Annotated in this window: 13 protein-coding genes; 8 read left to right on the plus strand and 5 right to left on the minus strand. The window is 63.5% G+C overall.

The genetic code is table 11. The features are described from left to right. Positions 1–17: 17 nt before the first annotated feature. The 7 genes from EKH55_RS10905 (at position 18) to EKH55_RS10935 (ending at position 7,281) form a co-directional block, all read left to right on the plus strand. The gene (locus EKH55_RS10905; RefSeq protein ID WP_069461604.1) at positions 18–926 is read left to right on the plus strand and encodes a LysR family transcriptional regulator; all 909 of its coding nucleotides are present in this window, start codon (positions 18–20) and stop codon (positions 924–926) included. A 129-nt stretch (positions 927–1,055) separates the two neighbouring features. Then, on the plus strand, positions 1,056–2,216 hold the full coding sequence (locus EKH55_RS10910) for an ABC transporter substrate-binding protein (RefSeq protein WP_069461460.1): 1,161 nt from the start codon (positions 1,056–1,058) through the stop codon (positions 2,214–2,216). A 128-nt stretch (positions 2,217–2,344) separates the two neighbouring features. Then, the gene (locus EKH55_RS10915; RefSeq protein WP_069461459.1) at positions 2,345–3,340 is read left to right on the plus strand and encodes an ABC transporter ATP-binding protein; all 996 of its coding nucleotides are present in this window, start codon (positions 2,345–2,347) and stop codon (positions 3,338–3,340) included. After that, a complete protein-coding gene (locus tag EKH55_RS10920; protein WP_069461458.1) occupies positions 3,337–4,287 on the plus strand; it encodes an ABC transporter permease in 951 nt (316 codons plus the stop codon). The genes EKH55_RS10915 and EKH55_RS10920 overlap by 4 nt, the downstream gene beginning before the upstream one ends. Further along, positions 4,277–5,092: an ABC transporter permease gene (locus EKH55_RS10925; RefSeq protein WP_069461457.1), complete on the plus strand. Its 816-nt coding sequence runs from the start codon at positions 4,277–4,279 to the stop codon at positions 5,090–5,092. The genes EKH55_RS10920 and EKH55_RS10925 overlap by 11 nt, the downstream gene beginning before the upstream one ends. A 21-nt stretch (positions 5,093–5,113) precedes the next feature. Beyond that, positions 5,114–6,541 carry a gamma-aminobutyraldehyde dehydrogenase gene (locus EKH55_RS10930; RefSeq protein WP_151611506.1) on the plus strand — a complete coding sequence of 476 codons (1,428 nt, stop codon included), beginning with the start codon at positions 5,114–5,116 and terminating at the stop codon, positions 6,539–6,541. A 218-nt stretch (positions 6,542–6,759) separates the two neighbouring features. Beyond that, positions 6,760–7,281 carry a hypothetical protein gene (locus tag EKH55_RS10935; RefSeq protein ID WP_151611507.1) on the plus strand — a complete coding sequence of 174 codons (522 nt, stop codon included), beginning with the start codon at positions 6,760–6,762 and terminating at the stop codon, positions 7,279–7,281. A gap of 62 nt (positions 7,282–7,343) precedes the next feature. Here the strand turns inward: EKH55_RS10935 and EKH55_RS10940 are convergent, their stop codons facing one another. From EKH55_RS10940 to EKH55_RS10950, 3 genes are read right to left on the minus strand one after another with little or no spacing between them, the layout of a single operon-like run. Further along, positions 7,344–8,888, minus strand: a complete 1,545-nt coding sequence (locus tag EKH55_RS10940) for a trimethylamine methyltransferase family protein (protein ID WP_069461454.1) — start codon at positions 8,886–8,888, stop codon at positions 7,344–7,346. Positions 8,889–8,948: 60 nt separating this feature from the next. After that, positions 8,949–11,396, minus strand: coding sequence for a GcvT family protein (locus EKH55_RS10945; protein ID WP_151611508.1), 2,448 nt, complete (start codon positions 11,394–11,396; stop codon positions 8,949–8,951). Further along, positions 11,393–13,840 carry a GcvT family protein gene (locus tag EKH55_RS10950; protein WP_151611509.1) on the minus strand — a complete coding sequence of 816 codons (2,448 nt, stop codon included), beginning with the start codon at positions 13,838–13,840 and terminating at the stop codon, positions 11,393–11,395. The genes EKH55_RS10945 and EKH55_RS10950 overlap by 4 nt, the downstream gene beginning before the upstream one ends. Positions 13,841–13,965: 125 nt before the next feature. Between EKH55_RS10950 and EKH55_RS10955 the strand changes: the two genes are divergently transcribed. Continuing rightward, on the plus strand, positions 13,966–14,817 hold the full coding sequence (locus EKH55_RS10955) for a LysR family transcriptional regulator (protein WP_069461451.1): 852 nt from the start codon (positions 13,966–13,968) through the stop codon (positions 14,815–14,817). A 34-nt stretch (positions 14,818–14,851) separates the two neighbouring features. Here EKH55_RS10955 and EKH55_RS10960 read toward each other — a convergent pair whose 3' ends face one another. Together EKH55_RS10960 and EKH55_RS10965 are read right to left on the minus strand one after the other, a co-directional pair. Next, on the minus strand, positions 14,852–16,540 hold the full coding sequence (locus EKH55_RS10960) for an alpha/beta hydrolase (protein ID WP_069461450.1): 1,689 nt from the start codon (positions 16,538–16,540) through the stop codon (positions 14,852–14,854). Between the two features lie 186 nt (positions 16,541–16,726). Next, complete coding sequence (locus EKH55_RS10965) at positions 16,727–18,049, minus strand: mechanosensitive ion channel family protein (protein ID WP_069461449.1); 1,323 nt, start codon at positions 18,047–18,049, stop codon at positions 16,727–16,729. Positions 18,050–18,386 lie beyond the last annotated feature (337 nt).

Consider the following 18,386-nt stretch of genomic DNA (forward strand, 5'->3'; position numbering starts at 1 on the left):
CTGGTCTTAATCGCTTCATGGCATTCACGCTCCGACAATTGCAATATTTCGTCGCCGTCGCCGAACAGGGCTCCGTCACCCGCGCGGCACAGAACCTGTCGATCTCCCAGTCCTCGATAACAGAGGCGATCAAGGAACTTGAGGGAGACCTTGGCGTCGAGCTCTTCGACCGCCATCCGCGCGGGCTCTCCGTTACCCATAACGGCCACCAATTCCTGCGCCACGCGACCAAGATACTTGCCGATGTTTCCGATGCGCGGCGCAGCTTCTCCGACAGCCGCGAGGAACGAGGCGGCAAGCTCAATCTCGGCGTCACCTCGCTGGTTGCCGGTTACGTGCTCTCCGACCTGCTCGCCCGCTATCGCCGCGCCTGCCCGGGTGTCGAGGTGAGCGCCCTCGAAGACAATGGCTCCTATCTCGAACATCTACTGATCGGTGGCGAACTCGACGTGGCCGTCATGGTGATCTCAAACCTGCGCGATCGCATGGCGCTGCAGGCGGAGATCCTCGAAACGTCGCCTTACCGCCTGTGGCTGCCGATTGGGCATCCGCTCGTCAGCGCCGACATCATCTCGGTCGGGGATATCGCCAGGGAACCGCTGATCATGCTGACGGTGGACGAGATCGAGGAGAACACCGGCAAGCTTCTGACGGCGCTCGGCGCGCGGCCGCATGTGGCCTTCCGCACCCGTTCCGTCGAAGCCGTCAGGAGCCTCGTGGCAACCGGCGCAGGCATCGCCCTGTTGCCGGATCTCATTTATCGGCCCTGGTCGCTCGAAGGCGACCGGATCGAGAGTCGCGATGTCTCCGGCGCCCTACCGGTGGTGCAGGTCGGCATGGTCTGGCGCAAGGGGTCGAGCCTGCCGCACTCGGCACGCGACTTCGTCGGCATCGCCGAGGCGATGCGCAGCGCACGACCCCGCTGATCCGTAGTGATATCGGAATTTCCGATAACGGCATTCTGATTAATGAATTTGCGAATACGTCGGAATAGAGGCACGCTTCACCTCGGGAACAAAGCCGCTGAATGAGCGGCTCAACTGGGGAGACTTCCGATGAAGCAGATGTTGAAATCCTGCACGGCGCTGACCCTGTCGCTCGGCCTCGCCGCCCCTGCTCTGGCGCAGGAGCCGCTGAAGGAACTCGGAGCGGGTGAAGGCGCACTGTCGATCGTCGCCTGGCCCGGCTATATCGAGCGCGGCGAGACGGACAAGAACTACGACTGGGTCACCGAATTCGAGAACAAGACCGGCTGCAAGGTCAGCGTGAAGACCGCCGCCACCTCCGACGAGATGGTGGCGCTGATGAATGAAGGCGGCTTCGATCTCGTCACCGCCTCGGGTGACGCCTCGCTACGCCTTGTTGCGGGAAAGCGCGTCCAGCCGATCAACACCGATCTGATCCCTAGCTGGAAAACGATCGACGAGCGCATGCAGAACGCGCCCTGGCATACGGCCGACGGCATCCATTACGGCACTCCCTATGTCTGGGGACCGAACGTGCTGATGTACAACACGGACGCGTTCAAGGGTGAACCGCCGAAGAGCTGGAACGTCGTCTTCGAAGAAATGACGCTGCCCGACGGCAAATCCAACAAGGGGCGCATCCAGGCCTATGACGGCCCCATCCATGTCGCCGATGCGGCCAACTACCTGATGACGCACAAGCCCGAGCTGGGCATCAAGGATCCTTACGAGCTCGACGAGGACCAGTACAAGGCCGCCCTCGACCTGCTCCGCAATCAGCGCAAACTGGTCGGTCGCTACTGGCACGACGCCATGATCCAGATCGACGACTTCAAAAACGAAGGCGTCGTCGCTTCCGGCTCATGGCCATTCCAAGTCAACCTGATGCAGGCCGAGAAGCTGCCGATCGCCTCGGTCATTCCGGAAGAAGGCGTGACGGGTTGGGCCGACACGACCATGCTGCATGCCGACAGCGAGCATCCGAACTGCGCCTATATGTGGATGGAACACACGCTGTCGCCGAAGGTCCAGGGCGACGTTTCCGCCTGGTTCGGCGCCAATCCCTCCGTCGGCGCCGCCTGCAAGGGCAACGAGCTTCTGACCGACGAAGGCTGCGCCACCAATGGCTACGACGATTTCGAGAAGGTCAAGTTCTGGAAGACGCCGGTGTCCAAATGCGAAAGCCAGGGCGAATGCGTGCCCTATCACCGCTGGGTATCGGACTATATCGGCGTGATCGGCGGGCGGTAATCCTCCGGCAATCGGACTGCAAGCATTTGCCCCTCTCCTCGCGTTTAACCCGAGGACTGGCCCTCTCCCCGCAAGCGGGGAGAAGGTCGCGGCAGCGGGATGAGGGGCCGGAATCCTGGAGAATTTCTATGACCGCCGTCCTTTTCGACAATGTTTCCCGCCACTTCGGCGCGGTGCGCGCCGTCGATCGCGTGAAGCTCTCGATCGCCGAGGGCGAGTTCTTTGCCATGCTCGGTCCGTCGGGCTCCGGCAAAACCACTTGCCTCCGGCTGATGGCCGGCTTCGAGCAGCCGACCAGCGGCCATATCGAGATTTTCGGCGAAACCGCCGAGGGCGTGCCCCCCTACCGGCGCAGCGTCAACACCGTCTTCCAGGACTACGCCCTCTTCCCGCATCTCTCCATCCTCGACAATGTCGCCTATGGCCTCATGGTCAAGGGGATCGGCCGCGAGGAACGGCGCAAGGCGGCCGAGGATGCGCTCGCCATGGTCAAGCTGCCGGGCTACGGCGAACGCCGGCCGGGGCAGCTTTCCGGCGGACAGCGGCAACGCGTGGCGCTTGCCCGCGCGCTCGTCAACAAGCCGAAAGTGCTGCTTCTCGACGAGCCGCTCGGCGCGCTCGATCTGAAGCTGCGCGAGCAGATGCAGGAGGAATTGAAAAGCCTGCAGCAATCGCTCGGCATCACCTTCGTCTTCGTCACCCATGATCAGGGCGAGGCGCTGTCCATGGCCGACCGTCTCGCCGTCTTCAACGAGGGGCGCATTCAGCAACTGGGCACGCCGGAGGAGGTATATAAGCGCCCGAAGACCCGCTTCGTCGCCGATTTCGTCGGCTCGGCCAACGTGCTGCCGGTCGATCTCTGCCGCAGGCTTGGGCTGAAGGCGTCCTTCGCCAGCCTGAGGCCGGAGGCAGTGGCGATTGCGCCTGCCTCGAACGGCGCGCTCAGCCTTTCCGGCACGGTGGCGTCGCGCAGCTTCCTCGGCGCGACCAACCGCATCGTCGTCAATGTCGACGGCGCGCGCATCGCCGTCGCCAGTCCCGCCGCGAACGTCGTTCCCGCCATCGGCAGCCCCGTCACGCTCAGCTTCGCCGCCAGCGACCTGCATCCAATGGAGGACGCATGACGACCGTTGCCGAAAGCTTCCCCCTTCCCGAGCGCCGCGGTACCGCCGGCCGCCTTTCCGACTTCTTCTGGAGGCACCCGCATGTGCTCCTGGCGATTCTCCTCGGACCGCCGCTGCTCTGGCTCGGCATCGTCTATCTCGGTTCGCTCTTCGCGCTTCTCCTGCAAAGCTTCTTTTCGATCGACGACTTTTCAGGTCTGATCAACTACGAATTCACGCTTGCGACCTATCGCCAGCTCCTGAGCGAGGCCAATCTCGACATCATCATCAGGACGGTGGTGATGGCGGCCCTGGTGACGCTCGCCTCCGCCGTCGTCGCCTTCCCGATCGCCTATTACGCCGCCCGCTACGCCCGCGGCAAAGGCAAGGCGCTGTTCTACCTCGCCGTCATGCTGCCGCTCTGGTCCAGCTATCTCGTCAAGGTCTATGCCTGGAAGCTGATCCTCGCCAAGGAAGGCATTCTCACCTGGTTTCTCGCCAAGCTGAACCTTCTCTGGCTGCTCGACGCCTGGCTATCGCTTCCCATCGTCGGCGGCAGTTCGCTTTCGATCAGCTACAGCGGTACGTTCATCGTCTTCGTGTATGTCTGGATGCCCTTCATGATCCTGCCGATCCAGGCGGCGCTGGAACGGGTGCCGGCCAATCTGATCGAGGCCTCGTCCGATCTCGGCGGCACGCCGGCGCAGACTTTCCGCCACGTCATCTTTCCGTTGGCGCTGCCCGGCATCGTCGCCGGCTCGATCTTCACCTTCTCGTTGACCCTCGGCGACTACATCATCCCACAGATCATCGGCTCGTCGCGGCTCTTCATTGGCCAGGCCGTCTATGCCCAGCAAGGCACCGCCGGCAACGTCCCGCTCGCCGCCGCCTTCACGGTCGTGCCGATCGTCATCATGGGAGCCTATCTCTGGATGGCCAAACGCATGGGGGCCTTCGATGCGCTCTGAGAAATCTAACCACGCCCCCCTCGGCCTGAAGATCGCCGCCGCCGCCGGCCTCGCCTTCATGCATCTGCCGATCCTACTCATCTTTCTTTACGCCTTCACGACCGAGGAGAAGAGCTATCAGTTCCCGCCGCCGGGGCTGACGGCGCATTGGTTCGCGGTCGCCTGGAGCCGGCCGGATGTCTGGGCGGCGCTGACGCTCTCTCTCAAGGTGGCATCGATCGCGACCGCCACCGCACTCGTGCTCGGCACGCTCTGCGCGGCGGCCGTCAGCCAGACGCGCTTTTTCGGCCGCGAGGCGATCTCGCTCCTCGTCATCCTGCCGATCGCGCTTCCCGGCATCATCACCGGCATCGCGCTCAGATCGGCATTCTCGATCGCCGAGATCCCGTTTTCCTTCTGGACCATCGTGCTCGGCCACGCCACTTTCTGCATCGTTGTCGTCTACAACAATGCGGTTGCCCGCTTCCGGCGCATCTCCGGCTCTTTGATCGAGGCCTCGATGGATCTCGGCGCCGACGGCTTCCAGACCTTCCGCTATGTCATCCTGCCGAACATCGGCACGGCGCTGCTTGCCGGCGGCATGCTCGCTTTCGCGCTGTCCTTCGATGAGGTGATCGTCACCACCTTCACGGCCGGTCAGCAGTCAACCCTGCCGATCTGGATGCTTGAGGAGCTGATCCGACCGCGCCAGCGCCCGGTCACGAATGTCGTTGCCATGATCGTCGTGATCGTCACCTTTTTGCCGATCCTCGGCGCCTACTACCTCACCCGCGACGGCGACAAGGTTGCCGGCGCCGGCAAATGATAACCTGAAGGGAGAACAGACATGGACACCCAACTCCTGATCGGATCGCGCTTCGAAGCCGGGACGGAAGCCGAGGAGCATATCCTGAACCCGAGAACGGGTGCCAGGATCCTCGACCTCGCCGAAGCCTCTCACGCGCAAATCGACGCGGCCGTCGACGCGGCCGACCGCGCCTTTACGAGTTGGTCGCAGACGACGCCCGCCGAGCGTTCCGCCCATCTCCTGAAAATCGCCGATGCGATCGAGAGGCACGCCGACGATTTCGCAACGCTGGAAGCGTTGAACTGCGGCAAGCCGATCAGTGCGGTCAAGAACGACGAAATGCCGGCCATCATCGATTGCTGGCGCTTCTTCGCCGGCGCGGTGCGCAACTTGCATGCTCCGGCGGCGGGCGAGTATTTGCCTGGCCATACTTCGATGATCCGTCGCGACCCGATCGGCATTGTTGGCTCGATCGCGCCGTGGAACTATCCGCTGATGATGATGGCCTGGAAGCTTGCGCCGGCGATCGCCGGCGGCAATACCGTCGTCTTCAAGCCTTCCGAGCAGACGCCCTTGACGGCATTGAAGCTGGCGCGGCTTCTGGCTGACATCCTTCCCGAGGGCGTCGTAAACGTCATCGCCGGCCGCGGCGAAACGGTCGGCAACACGCTGATCAATCATCCGAAGATCACGATGGTGTCGATCACCGGCGACATCGCCACCGGCAAGAAGGTGCTTGCCGCCGCCGCCAAGACGGTGAAGCGCACCCATCTCGAACTCGGCGGCAAGGCGCCGGTTGTCGTCTACGAGGACGCCGATCTCGAAGCGGTCGTCGCCGGCATCCGCACCTTCGGCTACTACAATGCCGGCCAAGACTGCACCGCCGCCTGCCGCATCTATGCCGAGGACGGCATCTACGAGAAACTGGTCGCCGACCTCTCGTCAGCCGTCTCGACCATCAGGTACAATCTCGAGGACGACACCGAGAACGAGATCGGTCCCTTGATATCGAAACGCCAGCGCGACCGCGTCGCGAGCTTCGTCGAACGGGCGGCCGACCAGAAGCACGTCGAAATCACCACCGGCGGCCGTGCCGGCAGCGAGGACGGCTTCTTCTTCCAGCCGACAGTGATTGCCGGCGCGACGCAGGAGGACGAAATCGTCCGCCGCGAAGTCTTCGGCCCGGTCGTCTCGGTGACGCGCTTTACCGCCAAGGATGACGTCATCGGTTGGGCGAACGACAGCGACTACGGCCTCGCCTCCTCCGTCTGGACGAAGGACATCGGCAAGGCGATGCGAGCCGCCTCCCGGCTGCAATATGGCTGCACGTGGATCAACACCCATTTCATGCTGACCAACGAGATGCCGCATGGCGGCGTCAAACAATCGGGCTACGGCAAGGACATGTCGATCTACGCGCTCGAGGACTACACCGCCGTGCGCCATATCATGATCAATCACGGCTGACTCGGCCAACAGCCGCTCTCCCCTGCTCGTCCTCCGCAGCAGCTGCGGAAGGTGGGCGTTGCAGCCGCCGCTGTTGCATAACCGGCAGCGCCATCGCTCAGGCGGGCATCGACACGATGCCCGCCTCCCGCCGAAAGGCGAGGCAGGGCACTCAGGGGCCGTTGCGGTGATTGCCAGCCTGGCGCCAGCCACTGTAAGACTCCATCAGGAGAGTCTTCATGCTGTGGCTGATTGCATTGCTGTCCGGTGTAACCATCGTTTATTTCGCGGTCCGCTATGGCCGTTTTCGCAATTGGGTGGAACCGGTCCTGTCGATTGCGGTTGCATTGGGACTTGCCGCCGCCTTCCTGATCTGGCTGAGTGAGGGCACGCCCGAGCAGACGCCGCGCCCGCAACCGACGAGGACCGGCGCCGGTCTCTCCGCTTCCGACATCGTGCTCCGGGACCTCACCTTCGAGTCCAACCAGGCCGAGCGCAGCTACCGTGTCCACGGCTCCATCGACAACACTTCCGATATCCCGCTGGAATATTTCCGGTTGACCGTCACCCTGGAAGACTGCCCCGATGGCACATGCCGGCGCATCGGCGACGACACGGCCCTTATTCTCGTTCGCGTCCCCGCGGGCCAAACCCGTCCGTTCGAAACTTTTCTCACCTTTCCGTTCCGTGCGGATGAGCCGCCCGTAGCGCCGAAGTGGAGCTACGAGGTGAGTCAGGTCAGAGGTGCGACACGGCGGTGATCGCAGCCATTTCAAGAAAATATGCAAGCGGCTTCGCTCGCACCCGCGAAAACGGCCTGCCCTCAGCAATAAATGCTGTACCTTTCCCGGATCGCCCGGTCGATCTCCGGTTCGATCACCGAAGGGGCGGCATCTGCGAGGATGCGGTTCTTTCTTGCAATCGCGCGCTGCACGAGATCCGGCCGGCCGATCTCGGCCCACTCCTTCGGGCTCGTCCGGTCCGCCACCGCCGGGTAGATATATTCCGTCTGCATCAGCCCAAGCGTCTGCGGATGGCCGAGATAATGGCCGGGGCCGTCGAGACAGACGGAGCGCATGGTCTCGAGCGAAACGGAATCCTCCGTCACATCGATGCCGCGGATGCAGCGTTGCACCTGGCCGAGCAGGTCGTCGCCGAGCACCAGCGATTCCAGGCAGAAGCCGAGTAGCGAGGCGTGCATGCCGACGGCCTCATAGACCATGTTCAGCCCCGAAAGCCCGGCCATGACGTTGGAGATCGCCTGCTCCCAGCCGGCCTGCATGTCCGGCAGCTTCGCATCGGCGATACCTGCGGCAGCCCCGCCCGGCAAGCGGTAGAACTGGTGCATCTGCGCGCAGCCCGCCGTCAAAAGCGCCTGCTCGCCGGAACCGCCGGACATTGCCCCGGTTCTCAGGTCCGAAACGAAGGGCCAGGTACCGAAGACGGCCGGATGGCCGGGCGAGAGCGCGTTGACGTAAACGACACCCGCCAGGCATTCCGCAACCGCCTGGACGATCGCGGTCGCGAGCGGCGCCGGGGCGGTCGCACCCGCCTGCCCGGCCGAAAGCAAAAGGATCGGCATGCCACCGCGGATGCACTTCTCCATGGTGATGCAGCTCTCTTCTGCAAACTTCATCGGCGGCACCACGAAACAGTTGGAATTCGAAACGAAGGGCCGTTCACGCCACCGCTTCTCGCCGCCGGCAATCATGTGGATCAGATCGAAGCAGCCCTCGACATGCGTCGGGTCGGAGAAGCTCGTGCCGACATGCTTGGTCGTGCCGGCGCAGCAGGCATAGAGCGTGTTGATGTCCATCAGGAAATTGTCGGGAATGTCGCGGCAGACCATCGCCCGCTGGAAGAAATGAACATTGTCGAGATGTTGGACGAGCTGGGCGGCGTTCAGGAGGTCTCTTGCGGTCGACTCGCGGTATTCCCGCTTCTCGACATCGACCACATGCACCGCCGCACCCGCGGTGCCGTAATAGACGCGGGTGCCGCTGAGTTCGAGATCCTGCCTGGGATCGCGGGCGTGAAGGGTGATCTCGCGCGCGGCAATGGCGAGCATGTCCTCGACCAACGCCCGCGGAAAGCGGATACGCCCGTCGTCGCCGAGGATCGCACCGGCGCCGGTCATGATCTCGATGCCGGACTTCGGCGCGTTGGCAAGGCCGATCTCTTCCAGCGCCTCGAGCGCCGCCTCATGGATGCGCTTCGCCCCCGCATCCGTCAACGGCTTGTATTGGCCGCCGGAAAGACCGGGGCGGACCGGCCGGATGTTCTCGGCCAAGGGTGCCGAGCGCAAGGCGACGCGCGCCGCCCTCCCCCCCGACCGTCTCGAAACCGCAACTGCGCATTCCTCAGCCATCATTCATCTCCCAATGGCGCTCTTGTTTCGCGTGACCCGGTTCCCGCTTTCGCGGCAAGCTTACGCTTGCACTCGCTCCGCCTTTGGATCGTACATAGGTCTAAGCGATGCCTCGGCCTTGACCCGGGTTCCGGCAATTTCGATCTCATAGCTTGACGCCAGCACGTGCGCCTCGCTCTCGCCCCTGCACGGCACGTAGCCGAGCCCGATCGCGCCGCCGAGATGGTGGCCGTAGTTGCCGGACGTGATCGTGCCGACGATTTCGCCATCGCGGACGATCGCCTCATTGTGGAAGAGCAGCGGCTCCGGATCGGCAAGCCGGAACTGCACCAGCCGGCGCGCCAGGCCTTCCGTCCGCTTGGCAACCACCGCATCCCGGCCGACGAAGTCGCCCTTGTCCAGCCTCACGGCAAAACCGAGCCCGGCCTCGAGCACGTGGTCCTCATCGGTGATGTCATAGCCGAAATGGCGGAATGCCTTCTCGATGCGGCAGCTGTCGAGCGTATGGAGGCCGCAGAGTTTCAGGCCGACACCCCGGCCGGCCTCCTCCAGCGTCTCGAAGACATGCGCCGCCTGGTCTGTCGAAACATAGAGCTCCCAGCCGAGCTCGCCGACATAGGTCACGCGATGAGCGCGGGCGAGCCCCATGCCGATCTCGATCTCACGCGCCGTGCCGAAGGGATGGGCCTCGTTGGAAAAATCGTTGGGGCTGACCTTGCGCATCAGATCGCGCGATTTCGGTCCCATGACGCAGAGCACGCTTTCGGCCGCGCTTACGTCGGTGATCACCACGAACGCGTCGCCACGATGCTTGTGCAGCCAGGCGAGATCGCGTTGCAGCGTGGCGCCCGGCACGACGAGCAGGAAGGCGGTCTCCGCAAGCCGCGTGACGGTCAGATCGCTCTCGATGCCGCCGCGGGCGTTCAGCATCTGGGTGTAGACGATGCGGCCCGGCTCGACATCGATCCGATTGGCGCAGAGACGCTCGAGGAAGGCGAGCGCATCGCGCCCCTCCACGCGGATCTTGCCGAAGGAGGTCATGTCGAAGAGGCCGACTTCATTGCGGACGGCCAGATGTTCTTCCCGCTGGTTGTCGAACCAGTTCTGCCGCTTCCAGGAATAGCGGTATGCGCGCTCTTGGCCCTCTCGCGCGAACCAGTTGGCGCGTTCCCAACCGGCCACTTCGCCGAAGACGGCGCCGCGCGCCTTCAGATGCTCGTGCAGCGGCGAGCGGCGGACGCCACGGGCCGTCGCCATCTGGCGATAGGGGAAGTGATCAGCATAGAGCAGGCCGAGGGTCTCGGAGACGCGCTCCCTGAGATAGGCGCGGTTCTTCTGGAACGGCTGGGCGCGGCGGATGTCCACCTCCCAGAGATCGAAGGGCGGTTCGCCGTCGTTCATCCATTGCGCCAGCGCCATGCCGGCGCCGCCGGAGGAAACGATGCCGATGGAATTGTAGCCGGCCGCAATCCAGTAACCCTTTAGCTCGGGCGCCTCGCCGAGATAGTAACGGTCATCCGGCGTGAAACTCTCCGGGCCGTTAAAGAAGGTGTGGATGCCGGCCGTCTCCAGCATCGGCATGCGGGCGACGGCCATTTCGAGAATCGGCGCGAAATGGTCGAAATCCTCCGGCAGCTGATCGAAGCAGAAGTCCTCGCGGATACCCTCCATGCCCCAGGGCTTCGCCTTCGGCTCGAAGGCGCCGATCAGCATCTTGCCGGCATCTTCCTTGTAATAGGTACACTCGTCCGGCACGCGCAGCACCGGCAGGCGGGCGAGGCCGGGGATCGCCTCGGTGACGATATAGAAGTGCTCGCAGGCATGCAGCGGCAAAGTGACGCCGGACTGGCGGGCCAGTCCGCTCCCCCACATGCCGGCGCAGTTGACGACGTTTTCCGTCTCGATCGTGATGCGCTCGCCATCCTCTTCGCAGGTGACGCCGCTAACCCGTCCTCCTTTGGTCAGGACCGAGGTGACCTTCACCCCCTCGACGATCGTGGCGCCGTTCTGCCGCGCGCCCTTGGCGAGCGCCATGGCGATATTGGCGGGGTCGCATTGGCCGTCGAGCGGCAGATGCACCGCCGCCTTCACGTCGGCGACATTGAGGTGCGGATAGAGTTCCTTGACTTCCCCCGGACTGATTTCGCGCACATCCACGTCGAAGGCGCGGGCGAGCGAAGCCTGCCGGTAGATCTCTTGCCTGCGCTCCTCCGTCAGCGCCACGGTGATCGAGCCGTTCTGGCGCATGCCGGTGGCAATGCCGGTTTCCGCCTCGAGCTTCACATAGAGATCGGCCGAATATTTCGCGAGCCGCGTCATGTTCTGCGAGGCGCGAAGCTGGCCGATCAGTCCGGCCGCATGCCAGGTAGTGCCGCAGGTGAGCTGCTTGCGCTCCAGGAGCACGACATCCGTCCAGCCGAGTTTCGACAAATGATAGGCGACCGAGCAGCCGGAAATGCCACCGCCGATGATCACCGCGCGTGCTTTTACAGGGATCGCTTTCGTCATGCCTTCAGTCTTTCATTCGAGGGATCCCAGAGCGGCTGGTCCGGCTCAACGGTGGCCTTGAAGCGCTCGCCGAAAATCTCGACCTCGACCTCCTGGCCGGGAACGGCGAGATCGGCGCGCAGCATTCCGAGCGCGATCGACTTGCCGACGCGGTAACCCCAGTTGCCCGAAGTCGTCTCGCCGACGACCTCGCCGCCGGACCAGAGCGTCGACATGTAGGGCGCGTCGCACTCCCCGGCCTCGACCGTCAGCGTGACGAAGCGCTTGGTCACGCCGCGCTGCTTTTCCCTCTCCAGCGCCGCCCTGCCCTTGAAGCTCGGCTTCGACCAGTCGACGAAGCGCTCGAGCCCGCCCTGAAGGATCGTGTAATCGGTCGAGAGGTCCCCCTTCCAGGCGCGGTAGCCCTTTTCGATGCGCAGGCTGTCGAGCGCCTCCATGCCGAAGGGCTTGAGCCCATGCCACTGCCCGGCATCCCAGACCGCATCGAAGATCGCCGCCGTATCCTCGACCTTTGTGTGGATTTCCCAGCCGAGCTCGCCGGCGAAGGATACCCGCACGAGCTGGCAATAGCGTCCGGCGATCGCGGCCGTCTGATGCGTCAGCCACGGCAACGAGAGATCGGCGCCGGTGACCGCCGCAAGAATTGTGCGCGACTTCGGCCCGGTCAGGATCTGGCAGGCGAATTTCGCCGTCACATCCTCCAGTGTGAAGGCGGCATCGGCGGGGCGGTGCTTCCGCAGCCATTCGAAATCGTGCCACTGCGCCGTCGCCGCGGTGATCAGGAAGAAGAAATCTTCCTCGATCGCCATCACCGACATTTCCGTGACAATGCGGCCCATGTCATCCGCGAAGTAGGCAAGGCCGATGCGCCCCGGCTTCGGCATTCGGCCGGTGATGAGGCCGGAGAGCCATTGGCGCGCGCCCTCGCCCTTCAGCCGGAAGCGCGAGAAGCCCGGCAGGTCGAGAATGCCGGCGGCATCGCGCACCGCCAGGCACTCCTCCTCGATCCGCTTCGCCCATGGTCCCTCGCGTCCCCAGGTCTGCGTCGCCGCCTCGGATGTGTCGTCGCCGGGCTTGGCGTACCACATGGCGCGTTCCCAGCCGTTATAGGGCTTGAACTGCGCCCCGAGCGAGGCGATGCGGTCATGGATCGGCGAGAGCTTCCTGTTGCGCCCGGCCGGCCAGTAATGTTTCGGGAAATGCATCGCATATTCGTGGCCGTAGATTTCCATCCCCTTGGCGATGCAATAGTCCCGGTCGGTGTAATCGGTATAGCGCCGCGGATCGCAGGACCACATGTCCCATTCCGTCTGGCCTTCCATCACCCATTCGGCGAGCACCTTGCCGGCCCCGCCCGCCTGGCAGATGCCGAAGGTGAAGACGCAGGCCTCGAAAGCATTCGGAACGCCCGGCATCGGCCCGATCAGAGGATTGCCGTCCGGGGCATAGGGGATCGGTCCGTTGATGATGCGCGAAAGACCAGCCGTGCCGAGGATCGGCACCCGCTCGACGGCGTCGTTCAAGTACCATTCCAGCCTGTCGAGATCGTCCGGAAAGAGCTGGAAGGAGAAATCCTCCGGCATCGGGTCTTCGGGCGTCGACCAATGCGCCCGGCAATTCCGCTCGTAGGGGCCGAGATTCATGCCGTATTTCTCCTGCCGGAGATAGTAGGAGGAGTCGACGTCCCTGAGCAGCGGCAGCTTGTGGCCCGCTTCTTTCGACCAGGCGGCAAGCTCGGGGATCTCGTCGAACAGAATATATTGATGGCTCATCACCATCATCGGGACCTCGCGGCCGAACATCCTGCCGACCTCACGAGCGTAATAGCCCGCGGCATTGACGACATATTCGCAGCGGATTTCGCCTTGCGGCGTCGTCAGCACCCATTCGTCCGTTTCGCGCCGCGCAGCGGTCACCGGGCAGAAGCGGACGACCTTCGCACCGAGATCACGCGCCCCCTTGGCAAGCGCCTGGGTCAATTGCGCCGGATCGATATCGCCGTCATAGGGATCGTAGAGCGCGCCGGTCAGATCATGCGTTTCGAGGAACGGATAGCGGCCGCACATCTCGTCCGGCGTCAGGATATCGAGGTCCATGCCCTGATAGCGTCCCATGCCGACGACGCGCTTGAACTCCTGCAGCCGCGCCTTCGAATGGCCGAGGCGGATCGAACCCGTGACGTGGTAGTTCATCGGGTAGTCGACGCGTGCCCCGAGTTCGCGATAGAGCGAAGCGGAATAGCGCTGCATGTTCATGATCGACCAGGAGGAGGAAAAGGTCGGCACATTGCCGGCCGCGTGCCACGTCGAGCCGGCGGTGAGCTCGTTCTTCTCCAGGAGCACGCAATCGCTCCATCCGGCTCTGGCAAGGTGGTAGAGCGAGGAGGCCCCGACGGCTCCCCCGCCAATGATCACGACGCGTGCGTGAGACGGCAAACTCGACATGCACTCTCCCTCTTTTGCCGCGATATTTGACGAGGAGCGACGCGCCATCAAGCGAGCGATCAAGGCTTTATTGATCGACAATTTCGATTAGATTGCGTGATGACGGTCGGGAGAGCGACGCAAAAATGCAAGTTGATCTGATTGAGACATTTCTGGACCTGATGGAGACGCGCAGCTTCAACCGCACGGCCGAACGGCTGAACGTCACCCAGTCCACCATTTCGCATCGGATGAAGGCGCTCGAGGCCCAGTTCAGCCGCAAGCTCTTCAGCCGCAACAAGGGCGGCACCGTTCCGACAGCCGCCGGCTTGCGCTTTCTCGATTATGCAAAAGCCTTGCAAAATCAATGGCACGAGGCAACGCGGGCAGTGGCGGGTGCCGGCGCGCTGGAACGTTCGATGCGGCTCGCCATCCAGCATGATCTCGCCGAGAGCTTTGTCGGCCCCTGGCTGGCGGCAATCCGCCGCGAGTTCCCGGAGACCGAGATCTACATGGAGGCGGACTATTCGAACCAGATGAACCGCGATCTCGCCGCCGGCGATCTCGATCTCGCGATCCTCTATACGCCGCATTACCTGCCCGACCTGCACTACGAACGGATCGGAGAACTGCATTACAAAATGGTCAGCGCCGAGCCCCGCGACCTCGCCGGCATCCGGGCGGAAACCTATATCCGGGCGAACTATTCCCCCGCCTTCGAGCGGGTTCATCGCCTGGCGCTGCCGCATCTCTCCGTCGCGCCGGTTGCGGCCGGGCAGAACATGGCAATCACTGCGCTCCTGCAGACGCTCGGCGGTGCCGCCTATGTCACCGGCGACACGGCCGCACGCCTCGCGAGCGACGGCCTCGCATATATCGTCTCGGAGGCGCCGGTGATACCGCAGGCCATCTATGCCGCAACCAGCCTGCGCAGCCGGCACGCGCACCAGCACCGCAAGATCATTGGTTTGATGATGGAGCTTTTATCGGGTCCGTAAACGTTCGCCGCGACGCGGATCGCAAAGCCGGTGCTCAATGCGCGCGGAATTGCGCCTTCAGCCGCAACACATCGGCCGCACTCACCCCTTGCGGATCGACGACCGCGACCCATGCGTCGATATAATGTTCCGGCGCATAGACATGGCCGAAGCCGATCGGTGAAGTCGTCGCGAGCGCCATGTCGGCGAGAAGCTGCAGCCCGGTCACCATGGGAAACCAGCTCAGCGCCGGCGAGACGTCGGGGCCGCGCGGCGCCTTCATCCAGTCGGGCTCGCGGTAAAATGCATGCGGATCGAAGAAGGTCACCGGATCGCTCGCATATTGCAGGTAGACGATCCGCATCGCGCCCCAATTCACCCCTGGGATATCGAGGTCGTTCTCCTGATTTGTGAAGCGGATTATCGAACTGTCGCGATAGCGCGGCAGCCAGGCGGGCGAATCCGGGACACGGTCCGCCGTAACCGAGCGCCAGAGCTCGCTTTGGAAGGGCGGACCGCTCCAAAGCGCCCCCTGGAAGGGATCGCTGATGATGTCGAAGAGATCGAGCGAGCCCTGCGAATTCATGGCGCCGAGGCTCAGGCCGTGCAGATAGAGCTTTGGCCGCCGGTCGTGCGGCAAGGTCGTCCAGTAGCGATAGACCTCCTCGAACAGCGCATCGGAGGTCTCGGCTCCATATCCCGGCTCGACCAACAGCGAAAGCCAACTTGTGAGGTAGGAATATTGCACCGCCACACTCGCGACATCGCCTTTCAGCAGATATTCGAGCGTATCGAGCGCGGCGGGATCGATCCAGCCGGTTCCCGTCGGCACGACGATCACCAGCGATCCACGCTCGAATCCGCCGGCGCGCTTGAGCTCTTCGAGCGCCAGCCGCGCCCTTTCGCGCGGCGTCTCGGCGGAGTTCAGCCCGACATAGACCCGCACGGGATCGGGCGCATTCCGGCCGAAGAAGGCGCCGATCGCCCTACCCGACGGCCCGGAAGCCACGAACTCGCGCCCCTGCCGACCGAGTTCGTCCCAGTTCAAAAGAGAGGCATCGCTTCCGGTCTTCACCGGATCCATCGGCGCCGCCACGTCGGGATCGATGAGCGCGTCGAGCGTCTGGAAGGAACTGTCGGCGGCATGCAGCGCGAGGTTGAAAATGACGCCGTTGGCGAGCGACCAGAAGAGCATGATCGCCATGAGGCCGCCGATCGCCCTGGCGACGGGACGTGTGAGGAACCGTTCCAACCAGCGCGAAATGACGCGGAAGATGAGCCGGAACAAGCGCGCGGTGAGGACGAGCAGCAGGAAGACGAGACCTGCAACGAGGCCGAGCTTGACGGGTTCAACACTCTCGATGGGCGCGAGCCCCATTATGCTGCGCACCGTATTCTGCCATGCTGTCGTCTGCCACAGGAACACGGCCGCCGCGGCGATGCAGACGATCGCTGCTGCAATCTTCAGCGTGCGCTGACGCCGCGGCGAAGGCTCGCGCAACTCGAAGAAGGACCAAAGCCAGCGCAGAAACACGCCGATCGCGTAGCCGGCCGCAAGCGAAGCGCCGGAGATCACTCCCTGGATCGCATAGGGCCGCGGAATGAGACTCGGCGTCAGCGAAACCGCAAAGAACAGGACGCCGACGAGCATGCCGGACGCGGAGAACGAACGCAGGAAGCCGCCCACCGGATGCGGCAGCGGCCGCGTCCTACCCGATAGTTCCGTCTGCCGAAGCCGTTCCATCGCGGACCTCCACTCGATACGTCGCCGCCGCAATCGTCACTTCCGTTTGTCGTCCGGGGAATGCAAACCTCTGTCCGCCCTGCTGACGCCCAGAAGCCGATTCCGATCGGGGAAACATGCAGGCGCGCAGTCTCGGCGGCAATGTCGCCCCATGAGCCGGCACAGTCAATTGCCGCAATCCGGCCCCTACTCCGCAGCGCCGGCCTTGTCGGCATAGTTCGGGCCGCGAGTCACCTCGACCGGCGTCTTCATGATGATCTCGCGATGCGGGAACGGGATCGAAATGCCGGCCGCCTTGAAAGCGTCCCACAAGGCAAGCAACACTTGGCCGCGGATATTCGTCAGTCCGTTGCTGGGGTCGGAAATCCAGAACCGCAGCTTGAAATCGAGCGACGATGCCCCGAAGCCGGTCATCCAGCAGACCGGCTGGGCGTAGGTGCTGGCGACCCGGGGTGTGGCCTTTGCCGTCTCGATCGCAATGCGCACGACCTCGTGCGGGTCGCTGTCAAAGGAGGTCCCGAAGTCCACTTCGATGCGGACATATTCGCTGGAAAAGGACCAGTTCACCACCTGCTGCGATATGAAGTCCTCATTGGGAATGAGATATTCCTTGCCGTCCCTGGTGATGACGGAAACGAAGCGGGATCTGAGGTCGCGGATCGAGCCGAACGTATCGCCAAGCGTGATGGTATCGCCCGGCTTGATGGACTTATCGAGCAGGATGATGATGCCGGAGATGAAGTTGGAAACGACCTTCTGCAGGCCGAAGCCGATACCGACGCCGACCGCGCCGGAAAAGATGGTGAGTGCCGTCAGGTCTACCCCCGTTGCCGACAGCGCGACCGCGCCGGCGAACATGATCAGCCCGATCTTGATCAATTTGCTGATAAGCACCTTGAAGGAGGGCGTGAGATCCCCGGAGCGGTCGATCCAGTGCGCCGTCACATTGCCGATCAGGACGGCCGCCCAAATCAGCGCGGCGGAAAGGACGATCGCCTTCAACACGATCAACATCGAAAGGCGAACAGCGCCGAGATTGATCGCCACGCCATCGAGAGCCGCCAGCACGACCTCGTCCAGCCCGAGTGCATAAAGCGCAAAGTAAGACCAGCCGGCGACGGCGACCACACGCGCCAGCACCAGGTTCCGGATGATCCGCGTCAGCACCGAAATGACGAACCACGCGGCGGCGAGCGTGAGCGCGGTGGAGACCAGCCAACGATAGGACGGCCAGCCATACCGCAACAGCAGCACATCCGCGATCCACAACCAGATGATCAGGAAGACCCATTTGAGCCGCCGCATGAAGGCGATGATCACGCGAAGCAGGTCCGGATTTCCCTTGATCGTGCGCGCGCGTGCTTCCACCGCCGGCTCTATGTGTTTCGCCAGGATGCGGGAAACCAGGTAGCCGACCGCGATCAACGCCAGCTGGTAGAGAGTCCACTCATTCAAGACCATCGTCCGCAGCCAGGACTCCGTGGCCTCGATCGCTTGCAGGAAATCCATTGCCGTCCTCCCAGAGCGCCGGGCGCCCGGTGACGGTGAATACGCCACGGACCCACCCTAGTTCTTTGAATCTAGGCCAATTTTCCCATTTTCAATGCTCGTGGCGGCAGAGAGCCTTTGAAGGCCATAGACAGACCCGCCCCCGCAGACCGCCGTGGCAATCCAGGTCGAGTTCACTCCCAGGAATCCGCCGATCGAACTCGCCGGCGATATTCTGCGCCTTATCTCCTCGATACCGGCGGAAATCTGCGCCGGCCATGATCAAGCTGCTGCAAATCGCCAGGACCGGTCCAAGCATTTGATATAATTTGAAAGAGCCAGGCCCGTTCACCCGGAG

Origin of the sequence: Sinorhizobium alkalisoli (assembly GCF_008932245.1) — a bacterium.
In the GTDB taxonomy this organism is placed as follows: domain Bacteria; phylum Pseudomonadota; class Alphaproteobacteria; order Rhizobiales; family Rhizobiaceae; genus Sinorhizobium; species Sinorhizobium alkalisoli.